Origin of the sequence: Kutzneria buriramensis (genome assembly GCF_003387475.1) — a bacterium.
GTDB lineage: Bacteria > Actinomycetota > Actinomycetes > Mycobacteriales > Pseudonocardiaceae > Kutzneria > Kutzneria buriramensis.
Genome location: NZ_QUNO01000004.1, coordinates 568,668 through 588,397, shown reverse-complemented (window position 1 = coordinate 588,397; position 19,730 = coordinate 568,668). Strand labels below are relative to the sequence as shown.

18 protein-coding genes are annotated in these 19,730 nt (G+C 71.7%); 5 read left to right on the top strand and 13 right to left on the bottom strand.

Annotated elements, in window-relative coordinates; translation table 11 throughout:
• Positions 1-144: 144 nt before the first annotated feature.
• From BCF44_RS55455 to BCF44_RS14830, 7 genes are all read right to left on the bottom strand, one after another.
• Positions 145-567: a hypothetical protein gene (locus BCF44_RS55455; RefSeq protein ID WP_170217505.1), complete on the bottom strand. Its 423-nt coding sequence runs from the start codon at positions 565-567 to the stop codon at positions 145-147.
• 125 nt (positions 568-692) lie between these two features.
• On the bottom strand, positions 693-1,424 hold the full coding sequence (locus BCF44_RS14855) for an ESX secretion-associated protein EspG (RefSeq protein ID WP_116174804.1): 732 nt from the start codon (positions 1,422-1,424) through the stop codon (positions 693-695).
• Positions 1,424-2,677 carry a PPE domain-containing protein gene (locus tag BCF44_RS14850; RefSeq protein ID WP_116174803.1) on the bottom strand — a complete coding sequence of 418 codons (1,254 nt, stop codon included), beginning with the start codon at positions 2,675-2,677 and terminating at the stop codon, positions 1,424-1,426. The genes BCF44_RS14855 and BCF44_RS14850 overlap by 1 nt, the downstream gene beginning before the upstream one ends.
• Before the next feature lie 28 nt (positions 2,678-2,705).
• Positions 2,706-3,242, bottom strand: coding sequence for a DUF3558 domain-containing protein (locus BCF44_RS14845; RefSeq protein ID WP_170217533.1), 537 nt, complete (start codon positions 3,240-3,242; stop codon positions 2,706-2,708).
• Positions 3,242-3,709, bottom strand: a complete 468-nt coding sequence (locus BCF44_RS14840; RefSeq protein WP_116174801.1) for a hypothetical protein — start codon at positions 3,707-3,709, stop codon at positions 3,242-3,244. Before BCF44_RS14840 ends, BCF44_RS14845 begins: the two co-directional genes overlap by 1 nt.
• A gap of 97 nt (positions 3,710-3,806) precedes the next feature.
• Complete coding sequence (locus tag BCF44_RS14835) at positions 3,807-4,973, bottom strand: hypothetical protein (protein ID WP_116174800.1); 1,167 nt, start codon at positions 4,971-4,973, stop codon at positions 3,807-3,809.
• A 60-nt stretch (positions 4,974-5,033) separates the two neighbouring features.
• A complete protein-coding gene (locus tag BCF44_RS14830; protein ID WP_116174799.1) occupies positions 5,034-5,555 on the bottom strand; it encodes a DUF3558 family protein in 522 nt (173 codons plus the stop codon).
• Between the two features lie 138 nt (positions 5,556-5,693).
• Here BCF44_RS14830 and BCF44_RS14825 point away from each other — a divergent pair, with 138 nt between their 5' ends.
• Positions 5,694-6,461 carry an SGNH/GDSL hydrolase family protein gene (locus tag BCF44_RS14825; protein ID WP_246015052.1) on the top strand — a complete coding sequence of 256 codons (768 nt, stop codon included), beginning with the start codon at positions 5,694-5,696 and terminating at the stop codon, positions 6,459-6,461.
• Positions 6,462-6,667: 206 nt separating this feature from the next.
• Here BCF44_RS14825 and BCF44_RS14820 read toward each other — a convergent pair whose 3' ends face one another.
• On the bottom strand, positions 6,668-9,493 hold the full coding sequence (locus BCF44_RS14820) for an AfsR/SARP family transcriptional regulator (protein WP_246015050.1): 2,826 nt from the start codon (positions 9,491-9,493) through the stop codon (positions 6,668-6,670).
• A 189-nt stretch (positions 9,494-9,682) separates the two neighbouring features.
• Positions 9,683-12,256 carry an ATP-binding protein gene (locus tag BCF44_RS14815; RefSeq protein WP_116174797.1) on the bottom strand — a complete coding sequence of 858 codons (2,574 nt, stop codon included), beginning with the start codon at positions 12,254-12,256 and terminating at the stop codon, positions 9,683-9,685.
• Between the two features lie 544 nt (positions 12,257-12,800).
• Here BCF44_RS14815 and BCF44_RS14810 point away from each other — a divergent pair.
• Complete coding sequence (locus tag BCF44_RS14810; RefSeq protein ID WP_116174796.1) at positions 12,801-13,391, top strand: TetR/AcrR family transcriptional regulator C-terminal domain-containing protein; 591 nt, start codon at positions 12,801-12,803, stop codon at positions 13,389-13,391.
• 54 nt (positions 13,392-13,445) lie between these two features.
• Here the strand turns inward: BCF44_RS14810 and BCF44_RS14805 are convergent, their stop codons facing one another.
• A complete protein-coding gene (locus BCF44_RS14805; RefSeq protein ID WP_116174795.1) occupies positions 13,446-14,180 on the bottom strand; it encodes an FAD:protein FMN transferase in 735 nt (244 codons plus the stop codon).
• 112 nt (positions 14,181-14,292) lie between these two features.
• On the opposite strand from BCF44_RS14805, the gene BCF44_RS14800 reads away from it, so the two are divergent.
• On the top strand, positions 14,293-14,997 hold the full coding sequence (locus BCF44_RS14800; protein WP_116174794.1) for a response regulator transcription factor: 705 nt from the start codon (positions 14,293-14,295) through the stop codon (positions 14,995-14,997).
• Positions 14,997-16,460 carry a sensor histidine kinase gene (locus BCF44_RS14795; protein WP_116174793.1) on the top strand — a complete coding sequence of 488 codons (1,464 nt, stop codon included), beginning with the start codon at positions 14,997-14,999 and terminating at the stop codon, positions 16,458-16,460. Before BCF44_RS14800 ends, BCF44_RS14795 begins: the two co-directional genes overlap by 1 nt.
• Here BCF44_RS14795 and mgrA read toward each other — a convergent pair.
• Together mgrA and BCF44_RS14785 are read right to left on the bottom strand one after the other, a co-directional pair.
• A complete protein-coding gene (gene mgrA, locus BCF44_RS14790) occupies positions 16,443-17,471 on the bottom strand; it encodes an L-glyceraldehyde 3-phosphate reductase (protein ID WP_116174792.1) in 1,029 nt (342 codons plus the stop codon). The genes BCF44_RS14795 and mgrA overlap by 18 nt on opposite strands.
• Positions 17,472-17,612: 141 nt before the next feature.
• Positions 17,613-17,816 (bottom strand): hypothetical protein, encoded by a 204-nt coding sequence (locus tag BCF44_RS14785; protein WP_116174791.1) that lies wholly within the window; start codon positions 17,814-17,816, stop codon positions 17,613-17,615.
• Positions 17,817-18,111: 295 nt separating this feature from the next.
• Between BCF44_RS14785 and BCF44_RS14780 the strand changes: the two genes are divergently transcribed.
• Positions 18,112-18,618, top strand: coding sequence for a DUF6069 family protein (locus tag BCF44_RS14780; protein WP_211353021.1), 507 nt, complete (start codon positions 18,112-18,114; stop codon positions 18,616-18,618).
• On the opposite strand, the gene BCF44_RS14775 is transcribed toward BCF44_RS14780, so the two are convergent.
• On the bottom strand, positions 18,619-19,662 hold the full coding sequence (locus tag BCF44_RS14775; RefSeq protein WP_116174790.1) for a DUF4190 domain-containing protein: 1,044 nt from the start codon (positions 19,660-19,662) through the stop codon (positions 18,619-18,621).
• Between the last annotated feature and the right edge of the window lie 68 nt (positions 19,663-19,730).

Below are 19,730 nucleotides of genomic sequence, written 5' to 3'. Positions count from 1 at the left end.
CCCCTTCCAAGCCGACGCCTCGCCTTTGCTGGATGTCGATCGGCCGCGTCGGCTCGGTGGTGTGTGCTTCGGGTGGCGGCCGATCGAAATCCACCAACCAGGCGAAGCATCGGCGGGGCCTCGCGAACGCCCGCCACCACGGTCTCACCGGCCTGTCGGGGACTCCGTGGTCGTGGTCGTCGTGGTGGCCGGCGGCGGCGTGGTCGTGGTGGTGGTCGTGGTCGTCGTGGTGACGACCGGGGGCGCGGTGGTGGTCACCGTCGCCCGCACCGCCTCGACCTGTGAGGTCGGCGCCGGGGACTTGCTGACCGTCACCGTCTTCACGGTCGGGGTGCCGTTGACCGTCACCGTGGAGGCGATCACGGTGACGGGGAAGCCGTCGCCGTCCATCGGCATGGCGTCGCCGCCGTCCTGGAAGCTGGTCGGCAGCGGCTGCCCGCCCCGGTCGACCGTGCGGGGCGGGGTCTGCCCGTCCGCGGTGGACGTCAACTGCACACCGACCACGATCCCGATGACGGCGGCGATGGCCGCACTGGCGGACACCGCCGAGCGAAAGGACAAGCGCACGGGTTGGACTCCTGCTCCATCGACCACGTCGGTCGGACCATCGGGCAGCACACCACGCGCGCTACCGGATGGAGCAGTTACTCACCCCTTCGTGTCAACAATCTCCACCTATCGAGGGGTAACCGTCAGCGCCGGCTCGCCATGCTGATCATGTCACCGAGCCGGCGGATCAGCCCGCTCGCGTCGGCCGGCGACACGGTCGCCCAGTCGGCGCCGTCCCGCCCTCGTCCGGCCACACCCAGGTACCGCCCGGCCTCGGTGTCGAACCAGCTCAGCCCCGGCATCCGCCGACCGACCCCGCGCTCGTCGAACATCGCGCCGGCGAACTGGCCGAGCCGCAACACCGGCTCGCCCAGCATGACCGTCAGCGACTGGTGCTCGGGACTGTGCCGGTTGGGCTGGGCGAGCTCCGCCGCCGGCACGGAGATCTGCTCCCCCGGCCCGGGCTGGTGCGGCGGCAGCAGCGAGACCAGCGACGCCGCCAGCGCGGTGTCCCGGATCTGCTCCAGCCGCATCGTGCCGCCCTGCTGCACGGCCAGCAGCGCCCGCTGCCCGTTGGCGACCGACGCGGCGTGCACCATCAGCCCGCGCTGCCGGTCCAGCGTGGAGATCGTGTCCAGCTGGACGTGCGGCCGCGCCAGCAGCCGCAGCGCCTCCACCAGGTTCGGGTCGAGCTGCTGGCCGCGCGCCAGCTCGTGCCGCTCCAGGTCCTCGTAGACGGCCGTGCGGATCCGCGCGCGCTCGTCCAGGGTCTCGCCCTGGCTGGGCACGTCGAACGGGTAGGGCACGGACCCGAGTCGCAGGTCCTCCCACACGATGTCGAACGCGGCCAGCGGGAGGATCGCGATCGGCGGCATCAGTACCCGCCGGTCGGATTCTCACCGATGACGGTCGGCGCGACCATCTGGCCGTCGCCGAACACGTCGTCGGTCTCGACCAGGAAGGTCGGCCGCTTGTGCTCCTTGTCCTCTTCCTTCTTGCCGCCGCGGCCGCCGGCGCCCATGCCCGCGCCGCCGGCGTTGCCGGCCGCGCCCATGCCGCCACGCGCGCCCGCGCCTTCCTCGCCCATGCCGCCCGTGCCGGCCTGGGAGCCCGCGCCCGGCTTCGCCGAGGACGTGGACGACGAGCTGCCGCCCGCCGCGCCGGCGCCGCCGCGGTAGCCCGCGCCGCCACCGGTGCCGCCACCGCCGCCGGGACCGAAGCCGCCGGCCACACCGAGACCGGGACCGCCGGGACCGCCGCCGTACGGGCTGTTCGGACCGCCCGCACCCGGGCCGCCGTAACCGGGACCGCCGTTGTAGCCGGGGCCGCCCATGCCAGGGTCGTAACCCGCGATCCGGGTCGGGCTGCCGCCCGCCGCGCCGACCTGACCCGCGTTGTACCCGCCGCCGCCCGGCACCGAAGACCCCGGCGTGTAACCGCCGCCAGTGCCCGGGTGGTAGCTGCCGCCGGTGTACCCGCCACCGCCGCCGGCCGTCCCGTGGTACGCCGCGACCCCGCCGCCGGCCCCCACCGGGCCCGCGCTGGCCACCTGCGTGCTGGCCGTGCTGCCGTCGCTGATGTCCGGCGGCGGCGTGAAGGCCGGGATGGCCCCGGAAGCCTGCGCCATCGAGGCGTCACGCGTCTGCAACACCTGGACGGCCTTGTCCTTGGCCGAGTTGGACGCCTCGTAGGTGGCGTACATCTGCACCGGCAGCGTCAGCATGGCGATCGGGTTGCCGGCCGCCTGCTCGATCATCTTCGCCGGGTCGAAGTCCACCGGCTGCGGCATGTCGGACTTGGCCTTGGCGGCCGCGTCGACCTGGTCGTGCATGGCGGTGCCGGTCGCGTGGAAGTACTCCGCGGTGTCAGCCGACCAGTCACGGACCTTGGCCAGGTGGGCGCGCGCGAGGTCCGCGGCGGCGCCCTCCCAGTGCGACTGCGAGCCGTTGATGGCCGCGTCGAGCGTGATCGCCGCCTCGCGCAGCTGTCCCCCGAGGTTCTTCCAGTCGTCCCCGGCCGCGTAGGCCACACCCGGGTTGCTGTTCTGCGTGACGAGCTGCTGCATCTGCTCGTGCGTCATGTGCGGGTAGTTCTGGTTCCGCGGGGGAACCGCCGGGTGACCGCTCATCGCTCAATACCCCCTGTTTCTGCGGTGCTCATGTCGTCGGCAGCTTGGGCTCGGCTGCGGTGGCCAGTTCCTTGGCGGACGTGCACGCGGTCTCCATGCCCTTCGAGTCGGCCGCGCTCACGTCGACGCTGAAAGTTCCGGTGCCGAGTGCGATGTTCACCGCGCACGCGCCCCCGGAGTCCGACCGCCACAGTTCGGCCTTGTGGCTGCCGACGGTCATCGGCGTCACGGTCGGACTGAAGCCGTTGTCCGGCCGCTGCCCCAGTGCGTAGGTGTTGACATGCGTGTTGACGATGAAGGACGCGTACGCCTGCCACGTGCACACGTGAGTGTCCGGATCGATCTTCGGCGGTCCGCTGATCCCTAGCTTGGACAAGCCGTCGGCCGGCAGCACCGCACACGGGTCGAACTTCGCGGTCGGCGGCGCCGCCGACGTGGCCTGGCCTCCGGTCGCGGACGACGAGTTCGTTGCCGGCGACGCGGATCCGGACGCGGTGCCGCCACAGCCGCCAGCCGCCAACGCGACACCGGCCGTGACCACGGTGAGTAGCACGGAACGACGCACTAGTAGTTCCCCGCCCGACGCACATCGCCGTGGGCCTGCTGATCCGTGCTCTGGTATCCGGCCACACTGGAATTGATCGCTTCGATGAGCTTGTCCAGATTGTTGGCGAACGCCAGCATCTGTCCACTCGCGGAATCGGGGCCGCCGACGGAGATCTGCTGGTTGCGCTGGGAAATCTGCTGCGCGTAGCCGCCGCCGATCGGCATCTGCTGAAGGTTCAGAAACTTCGCCTTCGCGGAGAGCGCGATGTTCTTGATCTCGGTCAGCTTGTCGTTGATGACCTTGGCGGTGTCGCCGTCGACGGCGAACTGGCCGGCCTGGGCCGCGCCCGCGAGGCTGTCGATCGCCGAGAAGATCGTGCCGAACAGGCCCCCCGTGTTGCCGGACTGGGCGTTCACCTGCTGCGCGTAATTGAACGTGGCCTGCGCGGCCGGATCCATCGGCTGCGAGCTGCCGGTCGTCGACATGCTTCTCCCCACCCTGAGTCGCTGACGGCTACTGATGCTAGCGAATCGGCAACTCGGACGCGGAAAGGTTCACCAAGGTTCCCTCGTCGGGACAAATTCAGCCCAGCTTGGCCACCAGGGCCCGGGCCACCGGCGTGAGCAGGCGTTTCACCGTCTCGCGGTCCCCGGCGGCCGCCCCACCGGTGGAAAGAGTGATCACCGATCGACCCGATCGGAACGACAGGTTCCAGGTCGACGGGCCTGTATCGGTCAGGCAGGCGGCCCCGTCACCAAGAGTCACGCCAAGAGTCACGGCCGAGCCGCCGCAGTCCGACCGGTCACGTTGGACAGTCCACTGTGGTTTGTCCCACACCGTCATGTCCAGCCGGATGTCCCGGTACGCCGGGCCGAGCGCGCCGTCGGGCACGACGTTGGACCGCACGCAGCTGGTGGTGGTGCGCAGCGCGGTCTCGCCGTCACCCTCCCGCACGGTCGCGAAGCCGGCGTCGGCGTACTCCAGCACGAGCGGGGCGGGCCCGCCGGGGTACGCGAGCTGGAAGGCGTCGGCGGACAGCAGCGCGCACGGGCTCTTCACGCCGGCGAACGGCCCGGTGTGCCGGTACACCGCGGGCCCGGCCGCGCCGGCGACCACGGCGTCGACCACGGCGCGGGTCACGTCGGCGACGAACTGGCGCTGGTCGCGGTCGCCGTACACCGGCCGCCGCAGGTCGAAGTTGATCGCCACGGCCAGCTTCTGCCGGCCGATCACGGTGGTCCAGCCGGCACCGTCCCGGTAGGACGCGACCTCCAGCCCGCGATCGCGCCGGACGGCGACGTTGTTCTGCTGCGGCCACGCCCGGGTCTGGTCGACCTTCTCCTCGGTGGTGAACGGCGTCTGCTGCACGGTCACGTTCAGCTCGTCGCCGCCGACCAGCGTGTACCGGCAGTTGCTGATCGAGTCCAGGCCCCCCTGCGTCACGGCGGCGTCGGCCGGCACGTCGCCGTCGAGGTGGCTGTCGATGAACGACGACCCGGGATCGATGCGCACGCCGAGGTCTCCGAGGGTGCGCGTGGACAGCAGCGCGCAGGCGTCGTACGCGACGGTGTCGCCGTAGTTGAGCGGCTCCCCGCCGCCCGGCTCCTGCACGACGACCGGCTGTCCCTGCGGCGGCAGAAAACCGGGCTGCGTCTGCGGGGCGGCGTCGCTGCCACTGGCCACGACGGCGACGAGGACCATCACCACACCGGTGGCCGCGGCGGCCACCAGCCACCCGTAGCGCTGCATCGTCAACTCCAGGGGACACCGAGAGCGACAGGGACGGCGCAGACAGTAGCCCCTAAAGGATCACGGCGCGGGCGGCAGCCTGGGGTCTGCCACGAAGGCCACCTTCACCGCGTCGTAGCAGGCGGTCTCGGCGTCTTTGCCCTGGCCAACGTCGATCTGCACGGTGGAATGGGCCGTCGCCGCGAGGTACACCGAGCAGCTCGGGTCGTCGGTCTTGATGATCTTCTTGCCGGCCCGGCCGTGCACCGAGGTGGCCGTCGCCGAGGCGGGAAGGGCCAGGTCACCGAGGCCGATCTGGGTGGAAAGGCTGACGGTGGCGTAGTCCCCGTCGCCGAGCAGCCAGCCGCACGAGCTGGCCGCCGCCACATTCACCCCATTGTGTGCATCGGTGGTGATGCCGAGGGCGGCGCGGCCGGACTGGTCGATCAGCGCGCACGGGTCGACCCCATCGAGTGAGGCCGGCCGGTTCGATGAGATCCCGGACACGCCGGGAGTGCCGCCCGACGCCGCCGTGTTGGCACCGGAGGAGCAGGCCACCAGCAGGAACAGGCCGGCGACCAGCGGGGCCACGCGTGCAGACATGGCGGTGACCCTAGCCGGTGGCGATCACCTACGTCGGCGTAACCGACGGTGGCGTAGGTCGAGGTCAGCGGTGCATCCTCACTGGTTGGTTGGCCTGTCCAACCATTCTGTGGGGGTTTGGCGAGGAGGGGAACGGCAGTGCAGCACCGCTTCACCACGTTCGTGGCCGTCGGCGACAGCTTCACCGAGGGCCTGGAGGACATCGGCCCGGACGGCCTGGTCTACCGCGGCTGGGCCGACCGGCTGGCCGAGCTGCTGGCGGCGGGCCGGCCGGAGTTCCGCTACGCCAACCTGGCCGTGCGCAGCCGGAAGATGCTGGCCATCCGCACCGAGCAGGTGCCGGTCGCGGCGGCCATGAAGGCGGACCTGGTCACGCTGTGCGCCGGCACGAACGACATCATCCGGCCCGGCAGCGACCCGGACGAGGTGGCGCGGGTGTTCGACGAGGCCGTCGCCGAGCTGGCCGCCGCCGGCAGCCACGTGGTGATCTTCACGGGTATGGACACCAAGGGCACGCCGGTGCTGGGCCGGTTACGGGGCAAGATCGCCACCTACAACGGCCACCTGCGCGCCAGCGCCGACCGGCACGGCGCGACGGTGATCGACCTGTGGCCGCTGGAGATGCTGCGCGACTCCCGGGCGTGGGCGGCGGACCGGCTGCACCCGTCGCCGGAGGGACACCGCCGACTGGCGCTGCTGGTGGCCGACCGCCTCGGCGTCGACGCCGATCCGTGGGACGACCCGTGGCCGCCGGCCGAGGTGCTGGCCGCGATGGCCCGCCGACGGCAGGATCTGCGCTGGGCCAAGGACTTCTTCATGCCGTGGATCGGGCGCCGGCTGCGCGGCGTGACCTCGGGCGACGGCCTGACGGCCAAGCGGCCGGAGCTGAGCCCGGTCCAGGTCTGAGGCCGGTCGTGTGGTTCCTACCTGACCCCCAGGTGCAAGTAGGAACCACACGACACGGGTCCAGCCGGCGCTCTCCCCGAGCGCCGGCTGGACCGACCGGGTGACAGACCCCCCTCTGGGTCCCCCAGCATCACCCGCACTGCTGCCTTGCTTGAGGCACGGGGCGGTGCCTGCCTTTCACGCTTTCACATTCGGCAGCGCGGGGGCTAAACGTCGGCTAAACCGGCCAGCAGGGTCTCGACGGCCTCCGCGTAGGGCGAACGCATCCGCCGGTAGACGGTCAGCGCGAGGTTGAGCTCGAGCCGCGCGGCCTGCGCCCGGCCCTGCTCCAGGTGCAGTTCGCCGAGCTGGTGGTGCAGCATCGCCTCGACGTAGGCCATGCCGTAGGTCTGGGCCAGTCGCAGGCCGTCGCGGGCGTAGCCCTCGGCCTCGGCATAGCGGCCCAGCTGCCGGCTCACCCAGCACAGGTTGGCCAGCGAACGGGCGCCGTCCTCGTGGTTGCCGCCGGAGCGGTGCAGGGCGAGCGCGCGCTCGTAGTAGTCGAACGCGGCCTGGTGATCGCCGCGGTCCTGGGCCTGCACGCCGAGGTTGTTCAGGGCGATCGCCTCGCCCTGGCAGTCGCCGATGCGGCGGAACAGGTCGAGCGACGTGCGCAGGTGCTCGGCCGCCTCGTCGAACCGGCCGAGGTCGGCCAGGATGCCGCCGAGGTTGTCGCCGGCGGTGGCCAGCAGCGCCGGATCGTCCAGGTCTGCGGCGATCCGGTAGGCGTCCTGGTAGTGCGTCAGCGCGAGGTCGAACTCGCCGACGAGCTCGGCGGCGTTGCCCAGGCCGCGCAGCATGCGCGACTCGCCGTCGCGGTCGCCGGCCGCCCGCGCGCCGCGCAGGCCCAGCTCGAACAGCATGGCCCAGTCGGATGTCAGACCCCTGAGGTACACATAGGTCCGCAGGCACAGCGCGAGCTGCCAGGTGTGCCGGTCCAGCCCGACCGCCGCGCCCAGCCGCACCGCGGCCACCAGGTTCGGCCACTCCGCGTCGAACCAGCGCAGCGCCTGCTCGGCCGAGGCCAGCACCGGCGTCTCGGCGACCGCGCCGGACACCGTCGGCACGTGGGCGTCCCGGGGCGGGCGGATCAGCCGGTGCGCCCGATCGGCGACAAGGAGGTAGTAGTCCAACAACTTCTCGGCCGCTGACGCCCGCTGGTCGACGGTCAGCTCGGCGCCGGCGACCTCGCGGGCGTGCAGCCGGATCAGGTCGTGCAGCGTGTAGCGGTCGGCCCGGGTCTCGGTGAGCAGGTGCGCGCTGGCCAGCTCGCGCAGCCGGCGGCGCGCGGTCACCAGGTCGACGCTGGTCAGGGCGGCGACCACGTGCGGCGTCACCGACGTGCCCTCGTGCACGCCGATCGCCCGGAACGTCTCGGCCAGCTCGGGGTGCAGCGTCCGGTAGGACACGTCGAACGCGCCGCGCACGCTGGTGTCGGCGTCCTCCAGGTCCAGGGCGCGCAGCCGGTGCTGCTCGTCGGCCAGCTCGGCCACCAGGTCGTCGACCGTCCACTGTGGACTGGCGGCGAGCCGGGCGGCGGCGATGCGCAGCGCCAGCGGCAGGTGTCCGCACAGCGCGGCCAGCCGCCGCAGCGAGTCGATCTCGGCGCTGCGCCGCTGATGCCCGGTCGAGAAGTCCAGCAGCCGCACCGACGCCTCGCTGGACAGCGTGGTCAGCGCGAGCAGCCGCGCGCCGCCGCGGGCGACCAGGCCGTCCAGCCGGCGCCGGCTGGTGACCAGCACCAGCGAGCCGGAACCGGCCGGCAGCAGCGGGCGCACCTGCTCGGAGTCGCGGGCGTCGTCCAGCAGCACCAGCACGCGGCGCTCGGCCAGCAGTGACCGGTAGAGGCCGGCGCGCTCGCCCCGGTCCAGCGGGATCGCCTCCGCCGGCACGCCCAGCGCCAGCAGGAACTGGGTGAGCACATCGGCGGGCGAGGTCGGTTCGTGGCCGGGGTCGAAGCCGCGCAGCGCCGCGAACAGCTGACCGTCCGGGAACGCGTCGGCGTTGCGGTGCGCCCAGGTCAGCGCGAGCGCGGTCTTGCCGATGCCGGCCGGGCCGACCACGCCGGCGACGGTGATGGCGCCGTCCACGCCGCCGCCGTGCTGGAGCCCGTCCAGCCAGGCCAGCTCCACGTCGCGGCCGGCGAACGCGCTGGTCGCCGCGGGCAGCTGGGCCGGGATGAGCGGGCCGTAGACCTGCCGGCCGGTCTGCGCCGGCGCGGGCAGGCGCAGACCGGGGTCGTCGCGCAGCACCTGCTCGTGCAGCTGACGCAGCTCGGGGCCGGGGTCGACGCCCAGCTCCTCGGTGGCGTAGCGGTGGAACCGCCGGTACGAGACGAGGGCGTCGATGCGCCGCGCGGACCGGTACTGGGCCAGCATCAGCAGGCTGAGCAGCCGCTCCCGGAACGGGTAGTCGTCGACGAGCCGGCGCAGCTCGCCGATCACCTCGGCGTGCCGGCCCAGCTCCAGGTCGGCGGCGATGCGCTCCTCGACGGCGGCCAGCCGCAGCTCGTCGATGTCGGGCGAGCCGGTGTGCCGCTGGGCGCCGGCCAGCATCGGGCCGCGCCACAGCTCCAGCGCGCGGCCGAGCAGCTCGGCGCGCTCCGCCGCCGGGCGGCCGCCGGCCTCGCCGATCAGCTGCTTGGCGCGGTGCAGGTCCACCAGCTCGGGCTGCACCTGGAGCACGTAGCCGGGCGGCTGGGTGCGGATCGACGCGGCGCCGCCGGCCTTGGCCAGGATGCGCCGGAGCTTGGAGACGTAGCCGTGCACGATGGTGCGGGCGGTCTCCGGCGGGTCGTCGCGCCAGAGCGCGTCGACGATCAGGTCGAACGGGACGACCTTGTTGGCGTCGAGCACCAGCAGCGCGAGCAGGCTGCGGACGCCGGATCCGCCGAGCGCCGCCGGGCGCCCGTCGACCAGCAGCTGTACCGGTCCGAGCACGCCGAACTCGAGCGTGGCACCTGCTCGCTCGACGGTCGTGGACGGCAGCATCATTCGGGGCAGCTCCCTGAGGCGAGCGGTGCATCCAACTTACGGGAAGCCGTTAATCGTTCGTGAGGCGTCTCCCCGGAACGGTCGAACAAAAGAACACTCTCAGTAGCGAGTCACGGCCTCATTGGGCCGATCGAGTCATCCCTCGGGCATGACTCACTAGACGCACCGCGGGGGCGAAGAGTTCCGGTATCAGCCGTACAACTTCGCGAGCCGGGCCCGGACGCTGGCCACCCAGGGCGCGCCGATGTGGCCGAACGAGCGCAGCGCCTCCTCCCAGACCGCGCGGGCGGCGTCACGGTCGCCCCGGTCCAGGTGTACATCGCCTAGCCCGCGCACGGCGTACCCCTCACGCAGCGCGGTCCCGCTCACGCGGGACAGCCGCACCGCCTCGGTGAAGCAGGCTTCCGCGTGGTCCAGCCAGCCGGCGGCGCGGTTGGTCTCCCCCAGGTGCACCCGCACCCAAGCCTGCCGCTCCTGGTCGTCGTACTGCTGGTAGATGGTCAGGGCCTGCTGGTTGTAGGCCAGTGAGGCCTCGTAGTCGCCGCCCAGCCGGGCCAGCTCGCCGAGCGTGCTCAGCGGCTGCGCCTGCCGGTACCGGTCGCCGAGCAGCCGGTACAGCGCGAGCGCCTGCCGGGACAGCGCCGTCGCCTCGTCATGGCGGCTCAGGTGGAACAGCGCCGACGCCGCGTGCGCCGAGCCCAGCGCCACCACCGGCAGGTCGCCGTCGCCCTCCGCCAGCCGGCGGCAGGCCTCGTGCTCGGCCAGCGCCCGCTCGTGCTCGCCGAGCCGCCCGTAGAGCAGCCCGAGGCCGTGGTGCATGAGGGCCTCGCCGTTGCGGTCGCCGGCCTCCTTGGCCGCAGCCAGCCCCAGCTCGTGGCTGGTCCGCCAGTCCTCCCACGGACAGTGCGTGGCCAGGAAGTCCAGTTGCAGCCGCACCAGCTGCCACATCTGGGTGTAGAACGCCTTCTGCTGCGCCGCCCGCAGCACGGAGATCAGGTTGCCGCGCTCCCGTTCGAACCAGGCCAGCGCGTGCGCGCGGGTGTCCAGCCGCGGCGTGGCCACCAGCGAGCCCAGCGACGGGGCGAGCGAGTCGGCCGGCGGCCGGATCAGCCGGCGGGCGCGGTCGGAGACCACGCAGTAGTACTCCAGCCCGCGCGCGGCGACGGCGAACCGCTCGGCCTGGGTCAGCTCGGCGAACGCGAGCTCCCGCGAGTGCAGGCGGACCAGGTCGTGCATGGTGAACCAGTCCTGGCTGGTCTCCGTGATCAGGTGGGCCGCGCTCAGCGCCCGCAGCGCGGTGCGCGCGGTGCCGACCGCGCAGTCGGCCATCGCGGCGACCAGGTGCGGGCCGAAGTTGGCCCCAGGGAACAGGCCCAGCAGCCGGAACACCGAGGCGAACTCCGGCGGCAGCGTGCGGTAGGAGACGTCGAACGCCCGCCGCACGCTGACCTGCATGTCGTCGTCGGTGTCCTGAATGTCGAGCATCTGAAGCCGGTGCCGCTCGTCGGCCAGTTCGTCGGCCAGCCGGGCCAGCGTGCCGGTCGGGGCCATGGCCAGCCGCGCGCCCACGATGCGCAGCGCCAGCGGAAGATGACCACAAAGGCTTGCGATTCGTGAGGCGTTCACCGGATCGCGCTGCGACCAGCGGATGTCCGACACCTCGTCGAGCAGGCGGATGGCCTGGGGGCCGGGCAGCGTGCCCACCGGCACGTAGGCCGCGCCGTCGCGGGCGACCAGACCGTCCAGGCGACGGCGGCTCGTCACGACCGTCAGCGGGCCGCGTCCGCCGGGCAGCAGCGGGCGCACCTGCTCGGAGTCGCGGGCGTCGTCCAGCAGCACCAGCACCCGCCGGCCGGCCAGCAGCGACCGGTACAGCGCGGCCCGCTCGGCCAGGTCGATCGGCACCGCCTGGGGCGCGACGCCCAGCGCGATCAGGAAGCGGCGCAGCACCTCCGCCGGCTCCGCCGGCGGCCGGTTCTGGTCGAAGCCGCGCAGGCAGGCGAACAGCTGGCCGTCGGGGAAGTCCCGGGCCACCTGGCTCGCCCACGTCACCGCGAGCGCCGTCTTGCCGGTGCCGGCCGCGCCGACCACCACGCCGAGCGTGGAGGTGTCCTCCTGCAACAGCCGGTCCAGGCCGGACAGCTCCTCGTGCCGGCCGGTGAAGCCGGTCGGGGCGGGCGGCAGCTGCGCCGGCGCCATCACGCCGGCGATCTCCACACTGGACGGTTCCGGCGGCAGCAGCGACGGGTCGTCGTAGAGGATCCGCTCGTAGAGGGCGCGCAGCACCGGGTCCAGCGGCTGGTCGCGGCGGCCGGCCTGGATGCGCTCGTAGACGGCCAGCGCCTCGGCGCGGCGGCCCTGCCGGTGCAGCTCGGTCATCTGGCGGCCGACCAGGGCGCGGCGCAGGGTATCCGGCAGCAGCGCGAGGTCGGCGGCGGAGATGGCCATCGGGTCGTGCACGTCGATGCGCTCGGGGTCGATGCGCAGCCGGTAGCCGAACCGCTCCGTGATCAGCTCGATGTCGCCGCCGGGATCGGCCTTGTCCAGCAGCACGCGCAGCTCGTCGGCGGCCTCGGAGTGCTCGGTGAGCACGATCTCGTTGGGGTGCAAGGCGATTCTGGTCAGCAGCGTGCACGCCTCGGCCGAGTCGACGGCCAGTGGGCCGTCGACTCCGAGGATCTCGGGCCGGCCGAGCAGGCGGATCAGGACACCGCCTCGACGGACTGCCGGATGCGCGCTGGTCACGAGCTTCCCCCGCCCCATCAGGTCGTTCTGACGGGCAAGCTACCGCCACCGCCGGTGGACGGTCTTCGGCGGACCGGGCAGCTGGTCGAAAAACCCGAACATCTTTGCCCGATTCGTGGGCGACTCGACGGCCGGATGCGAAGCGGTCCCGCCGTCCGCTCCCGATTGCGGACGGCGGGACCGCGCTGCGCCAGGTTGGCCGCCAACAGCTCGGAACTCACCCCGAGCGGGAGTCCCGACCTGCCGGTGATCAAGGTCTGGCGAAGCGGAAGTGGCCTTGCGCCAACGGAATTGGCAAACCCGGCCGCTCCCCGGTTTGCGCGGCAACCGTAACAGAGCGCGTGTGACCGGTCACAGCCACCCCACCCTATCGGAGCATCACCGGTGATCAGGGCCGCCGAACCAGGTTCGCAGCACCGTAGTCGCACCGGCAGTCTCCTCTCCGACCCAGCCGATATGCCCCTCCGTGCTCGGCGGCAAACCCGATCGGGCGACTTGATCGGTTCCGGCCGCAGCCGTGAACGTCGTTCAGGCAAGGCAGAACACCGTTAAGCTGCCCACCGTGAAACTCAGCCGGGAGTCGGTCGTGCGGGCCGCGTTGGCACTGCTGGACGACGTCGGCCTGGATGGTCTGACGCTGCGCGCCCTGGCCGAACGCCTGCACGTCCAGGCGTCGGCGCTGTACTGGCACGTGCGGAACCGCCAGGAGCTCGTCGACCAGATGGCTGCCGCGATGATCCGCGACGGGCTAGGCGACCTGGCCACCGCCGGCGCGTGGATGGACCAGCTCGCCGACATCGCCCGTGGCTTCCGGCAAACCCTGCTGTCACACCGCGACGGCGCTCGCGTGCTGGCCGAGGCCCGCACCGCCGACCCCGCCATGAGCCGGCTCACCGAGCTGTCGCTGCGCAACCTCACCGCCGCCGGCTTCAGCCCCCAGGACGCGATGCGGGCTCTCGTTTCCGTGCTGAGCTACGTCGCCGGCTTCGTCGCGGACGAGCAGTCCCCACGTCCGGTGGCCCACACCCCCGACCCCGTGCTGTTTCCGCTGCTCACGGCCGCGGGCGGCGACTACTACACCCCCGAGACCTTCGAGTACGGGTTGGAGCTGCTGCTCGGCGGACTGCGGCTGGCCCGGCTCACCAGCCGATGACGATCTACCCGAAACCGCATTTCGGTGTGTCTGTGCGCGCGACTCGCCGGGTTGTCAGGTGACGTCGGCGATGAGGTGGCGGTCGAGGCCGGCGGAGCGGTGGACGACGTGGTCGGCGTCGACGGCGAAGATCAGGCAGCCGGGTTGGGCGTCGGCCCAGGCGACACCGTGCCGTCCCATGGCGAACGCCGCTGTGGCAACACAATCGGCGGTGGTCAGGTCGGCGGCCACCACCGTCACGCTGAGCAGGCCCCGCGCCTGCAGACCGGTGCGGCCGTCGAGGATGTGCTCGCCCCGTTCGTACGTCGCCGAGGTCGCCACCGCCAGGTCGCTGACGCCCAGCACAGCGCACATGCGGTCGGCCAGCTCGGGATGCCGGATGCCGACCAGCCAGGGCCGACCGGGCTCGGGTTCACCGGCCGCCACCACGTCGCCGCCGGCGTTCACACAGAACCGGGTCGCGCCCTGCTTGCGCAGCAGGTCAGCCGCCCGCTGCACGGCCCAGCCCTTCACCACACCGCACGGATCGAACGGCCGCCCCGGCAGCGTCGCCGTAAACGCGCCCGAGCTGATCCGCTCGTAGTGGCTGCAGATGCCGAGCACCTCGGCCAGCTCGTCAGAGACCTCGGCGACCTCGCCGCGCCCGTACCGGCTGACCTCGCTGTCCGGTTTGAACGGCGAGAACCGGGCGTCCACCCGCCGCAGGTCCTCGTACAGCGGCGCCACGTCGACCGGGTCCCGGACGTCCACCGACACCGGCATCCCCATCACCTGCTCGACGTGCCGCATGTCCCCAGAATGGGTGGTCTTGCTGTGCCCCACCTGTGGGACTTCTGTCGGGGAGCTGTCGACCGGGGCGTCGGCTCGCCACCTGTCGATTACCTGACGCACCATTGGTCCTGTGCGTGCTGACAAGGCGGAAGCCCCGGTCCGACTGCTGGTCGTGGACGACGAGCCCCACATCGCCGACCTCGTGGCCACGGTGGCCAAGTACGAGGGCTGGCAGGCGCGCGTCGCCAACAGCGGCGGCGACGCCCTGACCGAGGCGGCCGCCTTCAACCCGGACATCGTCGTGCTCGACCTGATGCTGCCCGACCTGGACGGCTTCACGGTGCTGGACCGGCTGCGGGCCAGCGGCGCGATGGTGCCGGTGGTGTTCCTGACCGCCAAGGACGCCACCGCCGACCGGGTCGCCGGCCTGACCCGCGGCGGCGACGACTACCTGGTCAAACCGTTCGCGGTGGAGGAGCTGATGGCCCGCCTGCGGGCCGTGCTGCGCCGCACCACCGGCCCCGGCTGGAAGCGCTCGGTGCTGGCCGTCGAGGACCTGGAGCTCGACGAGGACACCCGTGAGGTGCGCCGTGGCGAGCAGAACGTGTCGCTGACGCCGACCGAGTTCGAGCTGCTGCGCTACCTGATGCGGCGCTCGCCCGCCGTGCTGACCAAGGCGCAGATCCTCGACCACGTCTGGGACTACGACTTCGGCGGCCGCTCCAACGTGGTCGAGCTGGTCATCTCGCACCTGCGCCGGAAGCTCGACACCGACAACATCCCGCTGATCCACACCATCCGCGGCGTCGGCTACGTGGTCCGCCGAGCCACGTGATGACCAGACTCACGGCCGCCTGGCGGCGGCTGCGCCTGGGAACCCAGCTCTCGCTGGCGCTCGGCGCCCTCGCGCTGGTGGTGTTCGGGCTGGTCGGCGCGGTGACGGTGTCGCTGCTGCACCAGTACCTGTCCGCGCGGCTGAGCGAGCAGCTGGGCACGGTGCTCACCCAGTACAAGACGACCGGCCAGATCTCGGTGTCGCCGGGCAAGATCGGGCACGGCGGCGACCAACCCGAGCACGACCCGCCGATCGGCATGCAGTTCGAGCTCCGCCCCGGCAGCAACAACCTCGTCGCCACCGGTCCCTCGCAGGTCGACCTGCACGCGCTGCTCCCGCTCGTCCAGCGGTCGCTGCTCGGCGGTCCCGTGCACCCGGAGCAGGAGATCACGGTCAACGGCTCCACCTACCGGTTCACCGCGGCGCCGTTCACGAACCAGTTGGGACAGCGCAAGATCGCCGTGGTCGGGCTGTCCGAGTCCGACACCGAGGCCACCATCCGGCGGCTGATCATGGTCGACCTGGTGACGTTCGCGGTCGCGCTGATCGTGCTTGTCGTCGCCGGACAACAGGTTCTGCGGCGGGGCCTGCGACCGCTGGCCGACATGGCGTCAACGGCGAACACCATCGCCTCCACCGACCTGACCGCCAAATCCGTCGACCTTTCCGTGCGGGCCAAGGGCGAGGGCGGCGGCGTCGAGGTGGAGGAGCTGCGGTCCGCGTTCAACGTGATGGTCGATCACATCGACACGTCGCTGGTCGCGCGGTCCGCCGCCGAGCAGCGGCTGCGGCAGTTCGTCGCCGACGCGTCGCACGAGCTGCGCACCCCGCTGACCTCGATCCGTGGCTACGCCGACCTGTTCGCGTACGCCGCGGCGAACGAGCCGGCCGAGCGGGAGCGGCACCTCGCGCGGATGCGGGAGGAAGCCGGCCGGATGAGCCTGCTGCTCGACGACCTGCTGCTGCTGGCCCGGTTGGACGCCGCGGAGGCGCCGCTGCGACCCGAGCCGGTGGATCTCGTCGAGATCGCCGTGGCCGCCGCCGACGGTTTCCAGGCCGCGCGGCCCGACCATCCGTTCACGCTGGAGGTCGAGCCGGCGACGCTGCCCATGGTCGGCGACCCGATGCGGCTTCGGCAGGTGCTGGACAACCTGCTCACCAACGCCGCCGTGCACACCGATCCCGGCACGCCCGTCGCGCTGCGGCTGCGGACCGAGCCGGGGTGGGCCGTCGTCGACGTCGCCGACGCCGGGGTGGGCATCAGTCCCGAGAACCAGGCCAAGGTGTTCGACCGGTTCTTCCGCGTCGACGACTCGCGGACGCGTGGCAGCGGCGGCACCGGGCTCGGGCTGTCCGTCGTGCACTCGCTCGTCACCGCGCACGGTGGCGCCGTCTCGCTTCGCAGCCAGCCCGGCACCACCGTGTTCACCGTGCGGTTCCCGCTGTCAGCCGGCCAGGTGTGACTGCGCCCAGAGGTCGATGCCCGACTCGACGGCGTGCTTGTCGATCGCGGCCAGCTCGTCGTCGGTCAGCGGCGGGGCCGACAGCGCCGCCACGTTGTCCTCCAGCTGCCGCACCGAGCTCGCCCCGATCAGCGCCGACGTCACCCTCGGGTCGCGCAGCGACCAGGTCAGCGCCAGCTGGGCCAGCGACTGCCCGCGCTGGCCCGCGATCTCGTTCAGCGCCCGGATGCGGGCCAGATTCTCGTCCGAGAGCAGGCTCGTCGACAGCGACTTGTCCTGTGCCGCACGGGAATCCTCGGGCACACCGTTGAGGTACTTGTCCGTCAGCATTCCCTGGCCCAGCGGCGAGAAGGCGATGCAGCCCGCGCCCACCTCGTCCAGCGCGTCCAGCAGTTCGGCCTCGATCCAGCGGTTCAGCATCGAGTAGGACGGCTGGTGGATCAGCAGCGGGACGCCCGCTGTGCGCAGGATCTCCGCCGCCTCGCGGGTTTTCGTCGCCGAGTAGGAGGAGACGCCCACGTACAGCGCCTTGCCCTGCTGGTAGGCGCTGACCAGCGCGCCCATCGTCTCCTCGAGCGGGGTGTCCGGGTCGAACCGGTGCGAGTAGAAGATGTCGACGTAGTCCAGCCCCATCCGCTTCAGCGACTGGTCCAGCGACGCCGTCAGGTACTTGCGCGAGCCCCACTCCCCGTACGGGCCCGGCCACATGTCGTAGCCTGCCTTCGTGGAGATGATCAACTCGTCCCGGTACGGCCGCAGATCGTCCGCCAGCATCCGCCCGAAGTTCCGCTCCGCGCTGCCGTAGGGCGGGCCGTAGTTGTTGGCCAGGTCGAAGTGCGTGATGCCCAGATCGAACGCCCTGCGCACGATCGCCCGCCCCGACTCGTACGGCCGGTCGTCGCCGAAGTTGTGCCACAGCCCCAGCGAGATCCCCGGCAGTCGCAGGCCGCTGCGCCCGCAACGCCGGTAGTTCATGTCCTCGTATCGCGCCCCCGCTGCCTCGTACGGCACCGTCCGGCCTCCCTGTTCTCGCGTCCCACCGAACCGGTCGCGAGTCTAGGTCGGTTCACCGTCAGGGGCTGAGCACCGCCGGATCGAAAGTGACGGGGACGGGGGCTGCCTTGACGGTGACGGTCTCCCCCGGCTGGGCGGTCATCTCCTCCACGTACTGGCCGCGCCGAACGGCGGGATGTCGATCACCAGCACCTCCGGAATCAGGCCGGTCCGCAGCGGTGAACTGATCGCGGTCGCTGCTGCGGTGAGCACGTGCAGCTCGGTGCGGTCAGCCCGTTGGAGCGCGTCCCTGAGCAGCGCCCGCAACTCGTCAACGGCGAACTGGTGTTGCAGAGAAGGCATCGGACTCGCGTGGAAGTCCCCCAGATCAACTCCAGGCGGGATCGGTCTTCCGGTGCGTCCACCGCCAGCCAGTGCTCGATGGTGTTCGGGCCGATCGGATGCTCGAGCGCAGCGCTCACCTGCACCTCCTTCACGGTTCGACCCTCCCACGCCCGCCCTACCTGCGGTTTCATCACATGGCGCCGTCAAGTCGACACGAACGGACGCCACCACCCGGACGCGCCCGTTCGACGGCGGGCGCGCGGCCGCCATAGGCGGGACAATCGGGGGTGAAAGCCGTGCGGAAGGACGCGTGATGACCGACAACAACCCCCAGATCCGGGTCGACGCGGGCAGGCTGTGGGCCGGTGCGGTGGCGACCGCGCTGGTGGCGGGCCTGATAGCGGTGGTGGGCATTCTCATCGCCCGCGGCCTCGTCGGGGTGGAGGTGCTGGCACCGAAGGGCGAGGGGGTGTGGGGCAATGCCAACACGGTCACATACGCGCTGGTGTCGGCGGCGATCGCGCTGGCCGCGACGGGCCTGCTGCACCTGCTCCTGGTGACGACCCCGCGGGCGACGGTGTTCTTCACGTGGATCATGGTGCTGCTGACGCTGATCGCGGTGGTGCTGCCGCTGAGCCTGCCGGTGGACCTGGCCAGCCGGCTCACGACGGGCCTGATCAACCTGGCCATCGGCCTGGCCGTGACGAGCATCCTCACCAGCTTCGCCCCTGGCACCGTGCACCTGGAGCCCCCACAGCCGCGCCAGCGCCACATCGGCCCGTACGACGAGACGGTGGAGTGGCGCGGCGAGCAGCAGTGATCAGCGCGGCGGCAGGTGCAGGGCGGTCCTGATGGCCCCGTCCGTGTCGTCGCTGTCGACGTCGTGAGTCCTGGCGGTGTCGAGCGCGTGCTCGAGGCTGCCCTCGTCCGTGGCGGCGGCGGCCCGCTGCCGGTCGGCCAACTCCATCTGTTTGACGTTGATCAGGCCGGTCACCAGGCCCTGGGCGTTGCCCGGCCACGGCCGAGCCTGAAGCTCGGAGATCTCCTTCTCCAGCACGGGCACCGCCTGGGCGGAGACATCGCGCTTGGCGACCCAGGACGTCGCGGCGTCCTGCTCACCGGCGATCTTGTAGTACGGCTCGACGGCCTCGAGATAGAGCTTCTGGTCGGCGGTGTAGGGCGTCCCGCTGTCCTTGACGCGACCGGTCATCGGCAGGCCGTCGATCCGGTGGAAGAAGCACTTGATGTCCCGGTCGCCGTGCGCCCACGAGGTGTCCAGCGGATAGAGGAACGCGGTGGTGACGTCCGGGTAGTTCAGCCCCGGGGTGAGGAACCGGCCGGCGTCGGCGGGGCACTTGCTGTGCCCGATGGTCTCGACGGTGGATTTGCCGGGATAGTCGTTCCCGGACAGCGGCTCGACGGCGAACACCTCGCCGAAGTGCGACTTGGCGCAGTCCAGCGGCGTCGAGGCGGCGGACTGGTTGGTCTGCGGACGGTCGAAGCACTGCCCGACCTTGAAGTTGTAGCTGGCGTCGGCCGCGGTCCGGGCCGGCGCCTCGCGGATGCCCTGGAGCACGCCGGACACGAAGAAGACCACCAGGACGACGGTCCACAGCCCGGACAGCACGATGCCGGCGATGGCGAAACCCTTGCCGCGCTGGCGGGTCCGGTTGATGCTGACCAGCGCGATGATGCCGAACACCACGCTGAAGATCGCGCCCCCGACGATGCCGACGACGCCGGTGACGAACGAGGCGACGGCGAATCCGTTGACACCGGGTTTGACCTGCACGAACGGCGCGGGCTGGGCCGGCGGCATGGCCGGGTAGTTCTGGTACGCGGGCTGTTCGGGCTCGGTGGACATGTGCGATCTACCGCCGTTTCTCCCCTTAACGGACAGCCCAGGCTACCGCGATCCCCGGCGAACGGCCC

Excerpts from the sequence above, each read along its gene's own strand:
- BCF44_RS14855 (WP_116174804.1), bottom strand. The coding sequence starts at position 1,424 with ATGCCGCCGATCGCGATCCTCCCGCTGGCCGCGTTCGACATCGTGTGG.
- BCF44_RS14850 (WP_116174803.1), bottom strand. The coding sequence starts at position 2,677 with ATGAGCGGTCACCCGGCGGTTCCCCCGCGGAACCAGAACTACCCGCAC.
- BCF44_RS14840 (WP_116174801.1), bottom strand. The coding sequence starts at position 3,709 with ATGTCGACGACCGGCAGCTCGCAGCCGATGGATCCGGCCGCGCAGGCC.
- BCF44_RS14835 (WP_116174800.1), bottom strand. The coding sequence starts at position 4,973 with ATGCAGCGCTACGGGTGGCTGGTGGCCGCCGCGGCCACCGGTGTGGTG.
- BCF44_RS14830 (WP_116174799.1), bottom strand. The coding sequence starts at position 5,555 with ATGTCTGCACGCGTGGCCCCGCTGGTCGCCGGCCTGTTCCTGCTGGTG.
- BCF44_RS14820 (WP_246015050.1), bottom strand. The coding sequence starts at position 9,493 with ATGATGCTGCCGTCCACGACCGTCGAGCGAGCAGGTGCCACGCTCGAG.
- BCF44_RS14815 (WP_116174797.1), bottom strand. The coding sequence starts at position 12,256 with ATGGGGCGGGGGAAGCTCGTGACCAGCGCGCATCCGGCAGTCCGTCGA.
- BCF44_RS14805 (WP_116174795.1), bottom strand. The coding sequence starts at position 14,180 with ATGCGGCACGTCGAGCAGGTGATGGGGATGCCGGTGTCGGTGGACGTC.
- BCF44_RS14795 (WP_116174793.1), top strand. The coding sequence starts at position 14,997 with ATGACCAGACTCACGGCCGCCTGGCGGCGGCTGCGCCTGGGAACCCAG.
- BCF44_RS14785 (WP_116174791.1), bottom strand. The coding sequence starts at position 17,816 with ATGCCTTCTCTGCAACACCAGTTCGCCGTTGACGAGTTGCGGGCGCTG.
- BCF44_RS14780 (WP_211353021.1), top strand. The coding sequence starts at position 18,112 with ATGACCGACAACAACCCCCAGATCCGGGTCGACGCGGGCAGGCTGTGG.
- BCF44_RS14775 (WP_116174790.1), bottom strand. The coding sequence starts at position 19,662 with ATGTCCACCGAGCCCGAACAGCCCGCGTACCAGAACTACCCGGCCATG.